This window comes from Croceitalea sp. MTPC6 (assembly GCF_036985525.1).
Lineage (GTDB): Bacteria > Bacteroidota > Bacteroidia > Flavobacteriales > Flavobacteriaceae > Croceitalea.
Genome location: NZ_BTGR01000001.1, coordinates 589,652 through 604,638, shown reverse-complemented (window position 1 = coordinate 604,638; position 14,987 = coordinate 589,652). Strand labels below are relative to the sequence as shown.

General features: G+C 37.2%; 10 protein-coding genes. 2 read left to right on the top strand and 8 right to left on the bottom strand.

The genetic code is table 11. From position 1 onward, the window contains the following. Positions 1–2: 2 nt before the first annotated feature. Positions 3–2,204: a bifunctional alpha,alpha-trehalose-phosphate synthase (UDP-forming)/trehalose-phosphatase gene (locus AACP56_RS02830; RefSeq protein WP_339333643.1), complete on the bottom strand. Its 2,202-nt coding sequence runs from the start codon at positions 2,202–2,204 to the stop codon at positions 3–5. A 102-nt stretch (positions 2,205–2,306) separates the two neighbouring features. On the opposite strand from AACP56_RS02830, the gene AACP56_RS02825 reads away from it, so the two are divergent. Then, complete coding sequence (locus tag AACP56_RS02825; RefSeq protein ID WP_339333645.1) at positions 2,307–4,106, top strand: glycoside hydrolase family 15 protein; 1,800 nt, start codon at positions 2,307–2,309, stop codon at positions 4,104–4,106. Here the strand turns inward: AACP56_RS02825 and AACP56_RS02820 are convergent. The 7 genes from AACP56_RS02820 to AACP56_RS02790 all read right to left on the bottom strand — a co-directional run bounded on the left by AACP56_RS02820 (position 4,103) and on the right by AACP56_RS02790 (position 13,657). Next, positions 4,103–5,524 carry a pyridoxal phosphate-dependent decarboxylase family protein gene (locus tag AACP56_RS02820; protein ID WP_339333647.1) on the bottom strand — a complete coding sequence of 474 codons (1,422 nt, stop codon included), beginning with the start codon at positions 5,522–5,524 and terminating at the stop codon, positions 4,103–4,105. The genes AACP56_RS02825 and AACP56_RS02820 overlap by 4 nt on opposite strands. A gap of 100 nt (positions 5,525–5,624) precedes the next feature. Continuing rightward, complete coding sequence (locus tag AACP56_RS02815) at positions 5,625–7,436, bottom strand: acyl-CoA dehydrogenase family protein (protein WP_339333649.1); 1,812 nt, start codon at positions 7,434–7,436, stop codon at positions 5,625–5,627. A gap of 23 nt (positions 7,437–7,459) precedes the next feature. Continuing rightward, complete coding sequence (locus AACP56_RS02810) at positions 7,460–8,650, bottom strand: acetyl-CoA C-acyltransferase (protein WP_339333651.1); 1,191 nt, start codon at positions 8,648–8,650, stop codon at positions 7,460–7,462. A gap of 4 nt (positions 8,651–8,654) precedes the next feature. Then, a complete protein-coding gene (locus AACP56_RS02805; protein WP_339333653.1) occupies positions 8,655–11,060 on the bottom strand; it encodes a 3-hydroxyacyl-CoA dehydrogenase/enoyl-CoA hydratase family protein in 2,406 nt (801 codons plus the stop codon). Positions 11,061–11,078: 18 nt separating this feature from the next. Further along, positions 11,079–11,528, bottom strand: coding sequence for a MarR family winged helix-turn-helix transcriptional regulator (locus AACP56_RS02800; RefSeq protein WP_339333655.1), 450 nt, complete (start codon positions 11,526–11,528; stop codon positions 11,079–11,081). 108 nt (positions 11,529–11,636) lie between these two features. After that, on the bottom strand, positions 11,637–11,888 hold the full coding sequence (locus AACP56_RS02795; protein WP_339333657.1) for a hypothetical protein: 252 nt from the start codon (positions 11,886–11,888) through the stop codon (positions 11,637–11,639). Continuing rightward, on the bottom strand, positions 11,888–13,657 hold the full coding sequence (locus AACP56_RS02790; RefSeq protein WP_339333659.1) for an AMP-dependent synthetase/ligase: 1,770 nt from the start codon (positions 13,655–13,657) through the stop codon (positions 11,888–11,890). Before AACP56_RS02790 ends, AACP56_RS02795 begins: the two co-directional genes overlap by 1 nt. A 213-nt stretch (positions 13,658–13,870) precedes the next feature. Here AACP56_RS02790 and AACP56_RS02785 point away from each other — a divergent pair, with 213 nt between their 5' ends. Continuing rightward, entirely contained in the window at positions 13,871–14,983 is a 1,113-nt protein-coding gene (locus tag AACP56_RS02785) for a hypothetical protein (RefSeq protein WP_339333661.1), read from the top strand. Positions 14,984–14,987: the final 4 nt, after the last annotated feature.

The following is a 14,987-nucleotide window of genomic DNA, read 5'->3' as shown; positions in this document are numbered from 1 at the left end:
AACTAATTTACAAATCGTTTTAAAATTTCCCGAACCCTTTTTGTACCCTCCACATGATATTTGGCATGTGTTTTCTTTAGCCCTACTTTTATGGAAACCGTTGATTCAGGAAGTTCTTGGAACATAAATTCATCTGTCCAGTCGTCACCAATTACAAAAACAAAATCATAATTGTCTTCTCCAAGCATTCTAACGGAAGCTCTGCCTTTGTTCACGTTGCTGCTTTTCACTTCCATGACCTTATTTCCATTAAGGACACTAATGTCATCGTTCCCAATTAGACTTGTTAAAACAGAATTGAGCTCATTAGCTCTTTTATTTCCAAAGTCTGGGTCTGTATTGCGATAATGCCAAGCCAAAGAGTAGTTTTTATCTTCAATAAATGACCCAGGAGTTCTATCAACAAAAGATTCTAACACGGGTCTAATCTTCGCCATCCAATCACCTTTTACTTGTTCAAGCATACTAAATTCATCACCATTTCTGGAAATCCAAACCCCGTGCTCTACTATCATGTTATACTTTCTGGGCAAAAACCATCTGCTAAAAGTTTCTTTATCCCTTCCACTTATCAAAAACAGGGTAGTTCCTTCTTGTTTGTGTAATTTGTCCAATAATGCATAAAGCTCTACATCTGGAGATGCTTTTTGAGGGTCTTTATGGAAAGCGGCCAGTGTGCCATCATAGTCAAAGAACAATAAACGCTTTTTTGCAGATTGGTAGTCTTTCATGACTTTTTCCAGAACCGGATTTGTAAGTTTTTTAGAAACCAATGTGCTTTTTCCCTCACTCTGTTCTTTTAATGACCTCATAAATTCATTCGCCCAAACCTCTACGTTATAGCGTTCTAAACGTTTCTGTAAAAAAGTATTACGGGAAACTTGCTCTTCTTCAGGCATAGTAATAGCCATTTTTAAAGTGTCAGCCTGCTCTTCAAAATTATTGGGGTTAATTAGCAAAGCTTCATTCATTTCGTTTGCAGAACCTGCCATTTCACTCAAAATAAGCACCCCTGTTTTATCAGTCCGTGTAGCTATATATTCTTTGGCAACTAAGTTCATCCCATCTCGTAATGGGGTGAGCCATGCAATATCACTTGAGGTGTATAAGTCTATTAAATTCTCAAAAGGTAAAGACCTATAAAAATACCAGATAGGTGTCCAATTAACGGTTGATAGTTCTCCATTTATCCTTCCTACTAACTCGTCTATTTCTTTCTTGAGCAACTGATATTGTGGTACATTGGAACGTGATGGTACGGCTAAAATAATTAGACGAACCTTTTCTTTGTATTCAGGATATTTATTTAAGAAGTACTCAAAAGCTTTAATACGTTTGGCAATACCTTTACTGTAATCCAAACGGTCTATGGATAAAATGAGTTTGGTTCCGGGAGCAGATTGTTTATGGCTGTTTAACTTCTTTTGTAAATCTGAATCTTTACCTGAAGAATCGTGTTTTTTTGCTGCTTCGGCAAATTTCTTGTAGTCAATCCCCATTGGAAAGGAATCCACTTTAATCACTCTATTTTCTAGATAAATATCATTAAAGCTTACTTCTAGGCCTAAAAGTCGCCGGACAGAACTTAAAAAATGACGTTCATAGTCATAGGTATGAAACCCTATTAAATCTGAACCAAGCAAACCTTCTAACAATTCTTCACGCCAGGGAAGTGTTCTGAAAATTTCGTAGGAAGGGAAAGGAATATGAAGAAAGAATCCAATGGTGGCATTAGGCCTCTTTTCCTTTACCATTTGTGGCACGAGCATTAATTGATAATCGTGTATCCAAATAACATCCTCTTCTCCTGCTTTGTCCAAAATGGCATCGGCAAATTTTTGGTTCACTTGTTTATAGCTTTCCCAAAAATCAAATTCAAACTCCGAATACTCCAAAAAGTAATGGAATAAAGGCCAAACAGTTCTGTTGCTAAAGCCAAAGTAATAACCTTCTATGTCTTTTTGATTTAATTTTACTTTGGAACAACCGTGTTCTGCTAGGGCTTTATCAATTTCACCAACCAATTCTTTAGGGATATTTTCATCCGTAAGTCCAGACCATCCTATCCAAAGACTCTCCCCACCACTATGAACAGATTTCATTCCTGTGGCCAAACCACCAACACTGGGAGTTGCAGTGATACCTCCATTACTAATTTGTAATTGAACAGGTAGCCTATTTGAGATTATGATAGTTTTGGACATAAATAGCAGTTTTTGCTTTGATTTGAAGTTAATTTCTCTCAATTTCGGGAAAAAGAAGGGCAATTACAATTTATGCCCCTAATGAATCAAGATTTTTATTGAATGAATAATTTAGATTACGGAATTATAGGAAATTGTAGAAGTGCAGCATTGGTTTCCAAATCTGGCGCTATAGAATGGTGTTGTCTCCCGGAATTTGATTCACCCTCTGTTTTTGGCAAATTGCTAGACAATAAAATAGGAGGGAGTTTTGAAATTATCGTTGATGACACTTATACGATAGAGCAGCGCTATAAGGCAAATACTGCAATTTTGATCACCAGTTTTTCCAATGGAGAAAATAGTTTTGAAATTTATGATTTTATGCCTAGGTACAGAAAAGAAGGTGGCAAATATTATGCGCCTCCCGAAATCATTAGGTATGTAATGATAAGGTCTGGAAAACCTAGGTTTAAAGTAAAATATAATCCAAAGCTGAATTATGCTAAAGATGGTACAGAGTCATACATAAAACCAGATTTTATAGCCAGCTTATCTAAGAATGGACGTTTTGAAACAGTTTTTCTATACACTTCTTTTGATAAAGAAAAAGTACTCTCCAGTGAAGAACTTGAAATTACGGAGGACGGTTATTTTTTGATGGCGTATAATGAGAAAATCTTTACCACCTCAACGGCAAAAAGCTATCTTGATTTTGAACGAACCAAGGTCTATTGGTTGAATTGGTGCAGTAAAACACCCAACTATAAAAGGTATAATGAGGAAATATCCCGTAGCGCCATTACGCTTAAATTACTAAGCTACGATAAGTCAGGTGCGGTTTTGGCTGCAGCAACGACCTCCTTACCCGAAACTATAGGCGAAGTTCGTAATTGGGATTATCGTTTTTGTTGGATACGTGATGCCTCAATGGTAATAAAAGTTGTATCTGAGTTAGGACATGAAAATGTTGCACGTAGGTACTTAAAATTTATAATAAATACTATACCAAACAAAGCAGAGAAACTGCAAATCATGTATGGTATCAACGGTGAAAAAAAACTGACTGAGGGAGAATTAGAACATTTAGCAGGTTATGAAGGTTCCAAACCAGTACGCATAGGTAATGCTGCCTACATGCAAAAGCAAAATGATATTTATGGTATTTTGATGGATGTCATTTACCAACAACTTGAAAAATTTAGTACAGATATTGAAAATGGTGAAGAGCTTTGGACCATTACCAAGGGCATAGTGTGGATTGTTAGTGAGTCTTGGCGCGAACCTGACAAGGGAATATGGGAATTTAGGACAGAAGACCGCCATTTTACCTTTTCAAAAGTGCTCTGTTGGACTGCATTGAATAGAGCCATAAAAGTAGCTGAGATTCTGGGTAAAAAACATAAAATTGAAAAGTGGAAGCCTTTAGAGGAAGAGATTTGGAACGACATATATGAAAACGCCTGGAATGATGAGGTTGGTGCGTACACACAATCTTATGGTAGTAAACACTTAGACGCTTCAGTATTATTGATGGAAGCATATGGCTGTGTAGACGCTAAAGATGAACGCTTTATAAAAACCGTGCATGCCATTGAAAAAGACTTGTGTCATAAAGGACTTTTGTATCGCTATAAAAATGAAGATGACTTTGGTCTGCCTTCCTCTTCATTTACCGTTTGTTCTTTTTGGTTTGTAAATGCTTTAATCAAAATTGGTGAACGTAAAAAAGCACGGGAAATGTTCGATGATTTACTGTCTTATAGTAACCATTTAGGCTTATTTAGTGAGGATTTAGACTTTAATACCAAAAGACTTTTAGGTAATTTCCCGCAAGCATACTCGCATTTAGCATTGATTGAATGTGCCCTAAATTTTTCAAGAAAAGAAAAGGATGAAAAAATTTGGGAATCAATGAATTAAGCTATTTGTTTGATTTTTTGGAGTAATAAGGTTAAATGCTCTTTAGTTGTAAATGGGTTCATTAAAGAAGTTCTTAGATAATGAATCCCTTTCAACCTAGTTTGCACTAAATAGAATTCCCCGTCCTCAAGTAATTCTTGTCTTATTCTAGCATTTAACAGGTTAAGTTCTTCTTGGGTTTGGGATTTTTTCACATATCTAAAACAGACTATGTTTGATTGTGGACAAACCGCTACTTCAAAATTGGGGTCATTATTTAATAAGTCATTAAAAGTTTTTGCTAAATCATATTGGCGGGTAACAAATTCATCAAACAATTCTTCGCCGTAGATTTTCAATAAAATATACCAGTGCATACACATCATGTTCTTGGTGCATTCAAAGGTTTTTTTTCCACTATTTATCCAATCATCTTCATCTTCATCTTCTTTAAGCAAATAGTCGGCTTTTTGATTAAAAGTATGCTGCATATTGCTTTTATCCTTAAAGAGTAGTGCAGTGGTTAAAGCTGGCATTAGCATCATCTTATGGCCATCTATTACAACAGAATCAGATTCTTCTATTCCGTTAAGTAAATGCTTGTATTTGTCTGAGTAAATAGCTGCCCCGCCGTGAGCACCATCTACATGGAACCACAGGTTTTTCTTTTTGGCAAAGTGTGCTATTGCCTGTAAGTTATCATATGCCCCAGCAGCTGTTGAAGGAGCACTACCAACGATTGCAAAAATTTTAATCCCTTTCTTTAAAGCAGTTTCATAACAGCTTTCCAATTGGGAAACATCCATGGAGAAATTATCCTTAGATGGTATTTTAATAATGCCTTTCTCTCCCAATCCCATAATTTTTGCAGCTCTATCTATACAATAGTGCGCTTGCTCACAGACCATTACGCCTAAAGGTTCCCTGTAACCCTCATTCCACACATCATGTTCGATTTTGGCTTTTCTAGCAGATAATAATGCTGTTAAGTTGGCTAAAGTCCCTCCAGAAGTTAACAATCCACCGGAATTCTTTTCATAACCAATTTTACTGCATATTAAACTTGTAACAACTTTTTCTATGGCTGATGGAGACATACCCATTTCGTAAACCGCCATACCATTGTTTAAAAGAGCGCTAGTCAATGCGGTCAAAAGCGTTAACGGTGCAGGGGCGGAAACTTGATGTCCCATATATTTTGGGTGGTGCGTATGTGTCGTACGTTTTAAAATTTCAGAAAAAAACTCTTCTTGATTGCCATTTTCAAGATAGTTTTCCCAAAATTTGAGCTCATTATCTGGTAAGTTCCAATTAAGTACTTTATGATTAGAGCCTGAAGAGGTGTTTTTTAAATGTTCTTGTAGCAGTGAAATTAATTGTTTCCCTTGTTCTTTAAAAGTTTCCGGGGAATATACCTTTTGAAATATAGAATTGCTCATTGATTAAAATTAACTTCTTATACATTCCTATCAAAATTGAGACAAAAAAACCGCCCCAAAATGGGACGGTTCATTCAGCTTCTGTCTCAAGCTATTTGAATTAGTCAAAGGTATACCCGTTATCCGCCGCTACTTTATCTGCAATTTGAGTACGCAGTGCAACAACATTGGGTTGATTTGTGTATTTCGTAAAACGTTTTAGGCCCATTAGCATCATTTTTTGTTCATCGCCTTCAGCAAATGACACTATGGCTTCTTTTCCTTTTAGGGCTACGATGTCCACAGCCCTATATAAGTAGTACTTAGACATGGCTATTTGGGTTGCCTGAGATTCTTCTCCGAATCGTTTGGCATTTTTCTCAGTACGCAATATAGCAGATTCTGCCAAATATACTTGAATCAGTATATCTGAAGCTGCCATTAATAATTGTTGGTGCTCTTCCAGCTTTGGACCAAACTTTTGCACTGCACTACCGGCAACCATTAAGAAGACTTTCTTTAATCGCTTCACTAAATCTTTTTCTTCAGCGAACAATTCTGAAAAATCTGGAGTGTCAAAAGAAGGAATTCCCATCAACTCTTCTCCCACAGCAGTTGCAGGACCTAATAGGTCTACGTGTCCCTTCATGGCCTTTTTTACCAACATCCCCACTGCCAGCATTCTATTGATTTCGTTGGTGCCTTCATAAATTCTTGAAATACGGGCATCTCTCCATGCAGATTCCATTGGAGTATCGGCACTAAAGCCCATTCCACCAAAAATCTGGATTCCTTCATCAGCAGTATGTTGTACATGTTCTGAAACTGCTACTTTTAGGATAGAACATTCTATGGCGTATTCCTCTACACCTTTTAGTTCTGCCTCTTGGTGTGTGTTACCTTCTGCTTCGCGAATGGCAATTCTATCTTCTATATTCTTTGCTGCACGGTAACAAGCTGCTTCATCCACATAAGCATTTGTGGCCATGTCCGCAATTTTAGCTTTGATGGCTCCAAAATTCATTATAGGAGTCTTAAACTGTATCCGTTCATTTGCGTAGTTAACCGCTTCGTTTACAACTCTACGTTGCGCTTCTAAACAAGCTGCAGCTAATTTTATTCGACCCACGTTAAGAGCGTTCATAGCTATTTTAAAACCATTTCCACGCTCAGAAAGCATATTTTCTACTGGAACCTTGGTTTCATTAAAAAACACCTGACGTGTTGAGGAGGAATGAATTCCTAACTTCTTTTCTTCATCTCCTAAAGAGATTCCATTACTAGGATCATTTTCTACAATAAAACCAGTTATATTTTTGTCATCTTCAATCCTTGCAAAAACTATAAAAACGTTACAAAAGCCAGCGTTGGAAATCCACATTTTTTGGCCAGTGATACTATAATGCTTTCCATCCTCAGAAAGGACTGCTTTAGTTTTTCCAGAATTTGCATCTGAACCAGCACCGGGTTCTGTTAAACAATACGCTCCAAACCACTCACCGGAAGCTAATTTTGGAACATATTTTTGTTTTTGTTCCTCTGTGCCATATAAAGTAATTGGCATGGTTCCAATACCAGTATGTGCGCCAAATGCTGTGCTAAAAGAACCTGTAGCACCAGAAATGTAATCGCATACTAACATGGTGGAAACAAAACCCATTCCCATACCGCTGTACGATTCAGGAACAGCAACGCTCAGAAGGCCTAATTCACCAGCTTTACGCATAGTTTCTTCCGTATAAGCATAGTCCTTTTTCTCAAAGCGTTCCCAATGCGCCCATAATTCTCTATCTACAAACTCTTTGGTGCTATCACGCATCATTTTTTGCTCTTCGCTAAGGTCTTCCAGTGTGAAAACGTCTTCACAATCAACTTCCTTAACTAAGAACTGACCTCCACGTAAGATATCCTTGTTTATTGTTTCTGTACTCATCGCAATTGTAATTATTTCTTTTTTTATTTTAAAAATTCAAATATACCAGCAGCACCTTGCCCAGTTCCTACACACATGGTGACCATACCATGCTTACCTTGCATGTTTCGCTTGCGCATTTCATCAAAAAGCTGAACCGATAGTTTAGCTCCAGTGCAACCTAATGGATGTCCTAAAGCAATTGCCCCTCCGTTTGGATTAACAATATTTTGGTTCAGTTTCAATTCTCTCATCACGGCTAAAGATTGAGAAGCAAATGCTTCATTCAATTCAATTAGTTCTATATCATCCTGTTTTAATCCAGCTTGCTTTAAAGCTTTAGGTACTGCTGCTACAGGACCAATACCCATAATTCTAGGTGGAACACCAGCTGCGGCATAATTTACCAAGCGTGCTACTGGTTCTAGGTTTAGTTCTTTTACCATTTCTTCACTCATTACGATCACAAAAGCAGCACCATCACTTGTTTGGGAAGAGTTACCTGCGGTGACACTTCCGTTAGCAGCAAATACGGGTCTTAATTTTGCTAATGCTTCAAGCGAGGTGCCAGCTCTTGGTCCCTCATCCTTGGTTACCGTATATTTTTTGGTTGCTTTTTTTCCTTTGGCATCAACAAAAGTTTGTTCTACTTCAATAGGGACTATCTGATCCTGAAAACAATCTTCGGCCAACGCCTTCAAAGCTTTCATGTGGGAGTTGTAAGCAAATTCATCTTGATCTTCTCTGGATACTTTATATTCTTGAGCAACAGCTTCTGCCGTGTTACCCATTCCCCAGTAATAATCCTCGTGACCAGATTTTACAATATCATAATTTAGCTCAGTCTTGAATCCAGTCATGGGAACAGAGCTCATACTTTCCACACCACCTGCGATAATACAATCTGCCATTCCGGCTTGTATTTTTGCCGTGGCAATACCTATGGTTTCTAATCCTGAGGAACAAAACCTATTAACGGTTACACCAGGAACATCAACAATATCCAAGCCCATTAAAGAAATTAAACGTGCCATGTTGAGTCCTTGGGATCCTTCTGGCATTGCGTTTCCAACGATTACATCGTCAATTCTTTTCTTGTCAAATTCTGGAAGTTCACCAACTAAGTGAGAAATGGTCTCTGCTGCAAGCTCATCTGCTCTTTTAAAACGGAATCCACCTCTACCAGATTTACCGACTGCAGTACGATATCCTTTAACTATATATGCTGTTTTCATTTTTTTAATTTCTAAGAGGTTTACCAGTTTTTAACATGTGCTGAATTCGCTCTAGGGTTTTACGTTCTGTACAAAGTGATAAGAAGGCTTCCCTTTCAATATCTAATAAGTATTGTTCGGACACGTAGCTAGGCTCAGATAAATCACCACCTGCCATTACATATGCAAGTTTATTCGCAATCTTCTTATCATGTTCGCTGATGTAGTTACTGGCTTCCATGGAATCTGTTCCTACCAAGAACATTCCTAATGCTTGCTTTCCTAAAACCTTAACATCTTTTCGGGTTGGAGGTTTGGTGTAACCAGCTTCTGCCATCAGTTTGGCGTGTGCTTTTGCTGTGGCTATTTGCCTATCTTTATTTACAACTACTATATCCTTTCCTTTCTGAAGAATACCTAAGTCATAAGCTTCATAGGCTGAAGTAGAGACTTTAGCCATACCAATGGTCAAGAAATATTCTTGCAGAACATTTAATTCCACATCTCCTTTCCTAAAAGAATCGGAAGCGCGAAGCGCAAATTCTTTGGAACCACCACCGCCAGGAATTACACCAACACCGAATTCCACTAATCCAATATATGTTTCAGCAGCAGCAACTACTTTATCTGCATGAAGTGATAACTCACACCCACCACCCAAACACATGCCGTGTGGGGCAGAAATTGTTGGGATAGAGGAGTAGCGCATACGCATCATGGTATCTTGGAACATTTTAATTGCCATGTTCAACTCATCATACTCTTGCTCTACAGCCATCATAAATATCATGCCTATATTGGCACCTACAGAGAAGTTAGCAGCTTGGTTACCAACTACTAAACCTTGATAATCTTTTTCTGCTAGGTCTATAGCTTTGTTCAATCCAGCTAACACGTCACCACCTATGGTATTCATTTTAGACTGGAACTCTACATTTAATATTCCATCTCCTAAATCTTCTACGACAACACCAGAATTTTTGAATACTTCGTTTGACTTGCGGATATTATCCAAAATTATAAAAGCATCTTGCCCAGGTATTTTCACCATTTCCTTTTTAGGAATATCGTAAAAGTAGGTAGCACCGTCTTTTACACTATAGAACGATGTAATACCAGCAGCTTTCATTTCTGACACCCATTTGGCGGCTTCTTGACTTTCTGATGCAATAAATTCTAAACCTTTGTCTAAACCTACAGCGTCCCAAATTTGAAATGGACCATGTTCCCAGCCAAAACCAGCTTTCATGGCATCATCAATCTTATACAATTCATCCGTTATTTCAGGAATGCGATGCGAGACGTAAGCAAACAACTGCCCAAAACTCTTGCGATAGAATTCTCCGGCTTTATCTTTTCCACCAGTCAATACTGAAAATCTATCGACAACTTTATCAATAGTTTTAGTTAGTTCTAAAGTGGCAAATTTGGCACTCTTTTTAGAACGATAGTCCATCGTATCTAAATCCAATGTCAAGATTTCTGTTTTTCCTTTATCGTTTTTGGTCTTTTTGTAAAAACCCTGTCCAGTTTTGCTTCCCAACCATTTGTTTTCCATCATAGTGGAAATAAAATCTGGCAAGGAAAAGAGTTCGTGGCGTTCGTCATCCTTACAATTCTCAGAAATGCCATTGGCAACATGCACCAAGGTATCCAAACCGACCACATCTACTGTTCTGAAGGTAGCTGATTTTGGTCTTCCGATAACCGGACCGGTAAGTTTATCGACTTCCTCGACTGTCATACCTAAATCTTTAACTGCGTGAAAAAGGCTTTGGATACTGAAAATACCAATCCTATTACCAATAAATGCTGGTGTATCTTTAGCAACAACAGAAGTCTTACCTAAAAACTGTTCTCCGTAGCCGTTTAAAAATTCTAGAACTGAAGCATCAGTCTTAGGGCCTGGGATAATTTCAAAAAGCTTCAAATATCTGGCGGGATTAAAGAAATGCGTTCCGCAGAAGTGCTTCTGGAAGTCATCACTTCTACCTTCACTCATGAATTTGATTGGAATCCCAGAAGTGTTGGACGTGATTAATGTACCAGGAGTTCTGTGCTTCTCCAAGTTTTCAAAAACTTTCTTTTTAATATCAAGGCGTTCTACAACTACTTCAATGATCCAATCAACCTTTGCCACTTTGGCAACATCATCCTCTAAATTCCCAGTAGTGATTCTACTGGCAAACTTTTGATGGTAAATAGGGGAAGGTTTTGATTTTAAGGCGGCCATAAGTGAATCGTTTACCAAACGATTACGAACCACCTTATCTTCAAGAGTTAAGCCTTTTACTTTTTCCTTATCATTTAATTCTCTTGGAACAATATCTAGAAGTAAAACTTCCACACCAATATTAGCAAAATGACAAGCGATACCACTCCCCATAATACCTGAACCAATTACGGCAACTTTGTTAATATGCCTTTTCACACGTTTATATTTTAAGAATTAATTAGTTGTTGTTTTTGAATATACATTCTTGTCAAGAATCAATTTATTGATAATGTCCACAGTTTTAAAAAAACCATCCAAATCTGAATCTGTAACATGCTCTTTAACCACGTCGTTAAAACGCAATACCACTTCTTTTGAATCTTTTCTTTTAGATAAACCCAAAGCGGTAAGATGTATTAATACCCCTCTACCATCTTTCGGATTAGGTCGTCTCTCTATATATCCCTTTTCTTCAATACTTTTTAATATTCTAGAAAGACTAGTTGACTCCATGCCCATTTTGGGACCCAAAGCAGTACTGGGTGTACCTTTCTTGGGGTCGATACTTAATAAGGTAAAACCTATGGCCATGGTAAGGTTATAGTTTTTTGCCTCTTCATTGTACATTTTAATTACCGCTTGCCAAGTTGCACGTAGCGCATAGTCAATGGTTAAATCCTTCATAGAACAAAAATTCGATTCCAAATATAGGAAAATTTATTATGCATGCATAATAAATTTTTATTTGAAAGCGATTATAAAACTAAGCTTAATCAATCCTGAAAATAAGAATCAAAGACCTCTTCTTTCTATTTCTTTTTTGAAGTTTTGATAATTGATGTAGATGGGAAGCATGGTTATAGGTCCTACCAGTATTGGGACTATCATGGCTATGTTAAAACTGTCTTTTTTCATAGCATAGATTTGGGTTCCAATCAATATAGTTATGATGACCAACCAGATAATCCCAAAAGCAATTACTATAGTTTTAAGACTTTTAGCAGTTTTGACTAATTTAGCATCGTCATACTTGTCAAAGCCCATTAGTGTCCGTAGATATCGTTATACAAGTCGAGATATTTTTCTTTGATAATTTTTCTACGAAGCTTTAAAGTTGGCGTCATATGACCATCATCAATACTCCATACGTCTGGGGTTAATCTAAACTGCTTTACTTTTTCCCACTTAGCAAAATCTGCATTTGCCATATCTACCTCTTCTTGTATTCTAGAAACTACCTTTTCGTTTAAAACAATATCTGAATTTTCTCCTACGGAGATATTATTGCGCTCTGCCCAAGAATATAAAAACTCAAAGTTAGGTTGAATCAAAGCTGCGGGCATTTTTTCACCTTCACCTACAACCATTAGTTGCTCAATAAAACGGGATTGTTTAAAACGATTTTCCAATAATTGTGGTGCTACATACTTACCGCCAGATGTCTTGAACATTTCCTTTTTACGGTCTGTAATTTGCAAAAAACCATCTTCATCGATTATTCCAATATCACCTGTGTGAAAATATTCACCATTCATGACCTCGGCAGTTTTTTCGGGATCTTTGTAATAACCTTTCATTACATTGGGGCCTTTGCAAAGAATTTCACCATCATCAGCAATCTTTACTTGTACGCCATCCATTATTCTTCCAACTTTTCCAATCTTCCAACCATTATTGGCAATTTCACTGACCGAAATACCAGGAGAAGTTTCGGTTAGACCATAACATTCCATGATGGGCATACCAGCTGCTCCAAAAATATGACCAAGCCTAGGCTGTAAAGCAGCACTACCAGATGCCATAAATTGTAGATTTCCTCCTAGGGCTTCCTGCCATTTGCTGAAAATTAATTTACGGGCTATTCCTAGTTGTTTTTCATACCACCAACCATTTTTTTGGTAAGGCTCAAATTTAAATCCGAGTTCAACAGCCCAAAAAAACAATTTCTTTTTTATACCGGTTAGTGCGGTTCCCTTTGCAACTATAGCATCATATACCTTTTCCACCAATCTTGGTACCACTGTCATGAAAGCTGGGTGTACTTCTTTAATATTGTCACTTATCTTTTCCATGCTTTCTGCAAAATGGATTTCAAGACAATTGTGTTGAGCTACGTAAGAGAAAGTTCTTTCAAAAATGTGGCATAGCGGAAGAAAACTTAGAACTGCATCCCCATTTTTTATGGGAATTCTTTTTACTGCTGACAGTACATTGGAAACTATATTGTTGTGGGTAAGCATGACCCCTTTGGGTCTCCCCGTTGTACCAGAAGTATATATTAAGGTAGCTAAGTCATCTGGTTTAACAGCAGCTTTTCTTTCATCAAGCTCATTTTGATTAGAATTGTCTTTTCCCTTTTCTAAAACTTCTGTCCAGCTGTTGCAGTTACTCAATTCATCAAATGAGTAAACATCTTTTAACTTTTTTAGTTTACCACTTATGGATAACACTTTTTGTAAAACAGTATCATCGGAAACGAAACAATATTTTGCTTCTGAATGGTTAAGTACGTATTCATAATCCTCTTCAGAGATTGTAGGATAAATAGGGACGTTTTGTGCCCCTGTCTGTAAAATACCTATATCACATATACACCATTCTGTTCTGTTGGTACTGGAAATAAGAGCAATCTTATCATTTGGCTTTACTCCCAGACGCAAAAGACCTCTACTTAATGCGTTGGCTTTATCTATAAATTCTTGCGTAGAAGTAGCTTTCCACTTTCCATCATATTTTGTTACTAGAGATTTTCCTAATGGAAAATTTTCAAGTTGATAATAAGGAAAATCGAAAAGTCTAGTTACCGTCTGCATATTAAGTTACTATTTGGTAATTGCAAAATAGGCAAAGCAAGTGGGATTTTAAAATGGGATATGTAAAATACGGAGATTATTTTGCATAATCCCTTACATTTAGTAACAGGGTCTATTTGTTGTTGGTGTTAGAAATTATGCTGTCCAGCTAAGAATTCCAATACAGTTTTTATTTTTTAGCTAATTTCAAATAATGATATAGATATTAGGTATATGAAGAGATTAATATTGATTTTAACAGCTATATTTTTGGTGACTGCTTGCAATGAAAAAGGACCAAAAATTCCAGTATATGCATGGACCGGTGGTCCCGGGGAAGCAACGGATACAGAATTACTGGAGAAATTCATGGATTTTAAAGATAAGGGTATAGATGGTCTAATGTATAATGGAGGACATGACCCAAAAACCTATGCTAGAGTTGGTGCTTTGGTAAAACAAGCTGGAATGGAATTTCATGCTTGGATACCAACAATGGTGCAAGGAGAGAACCCTAAGATATCTAAGGATTTGTATGCTCATAACCGTAATGGAGAATCGGCTTTTGAAAAACCTGCATATGTAGATTACTACAAATTTTTATGTCCAAACAAGGAAGGAACGTACAACTTTTTGGCAGATTTATACGGTAGTGTAGCTGCTATAGAGGAAATTGATGGGATTCATTTAGACTATATACGTTTTCCTGATGTCATACTGGCCAGGGGGCTATGGGATAAATATGGATTGGTTATGGACCGCGAATACCCTGAGTATGATTATTGTTATTGTGATAAATGTACTTCAGATTTTATGAAGGAGACGGAGATTAATATAAAAGAGGTGGAGGATCCATCCCAAGTACAGGAATGGAAGCAATTTAGATATGATTTGATTACAAAAATGGTAGGGCGTTTGGCAAAAGTGGTTCACCAAGAGGATAAAGTAATAAACGCAGCTGTGTTCCCAGGACCAACTATAGCTAAAAAGCTGGTGAGACAGGAATGGAACAAATGGGATTTAGATGCTGTTTATCCTATGAATTATAATGACTTTTACTTGAAAGGCCCTGAATGGGTCGGAGAAGTTGTAAATGAAGAAGTAAACGCCGTAGATGGTTTAAAACCTATATATAGTGGTTTATTTATCTGTCCCAATCCAGAAAATAAAACAAAAGAGAACGACCCTGAAAATCATGGTTTGTTACCTTCGGAAATAGAAACTGCGATACGCACTTCTATGGAAAATGGTGCAACAGGTATATGTCTTTTTACACCTGGAAGAATGAAGCCCGAGCATTGGGAAGCTTTTGAGAAATCTATTTATAAAGATTATAGGAAGGAGTAGTAGG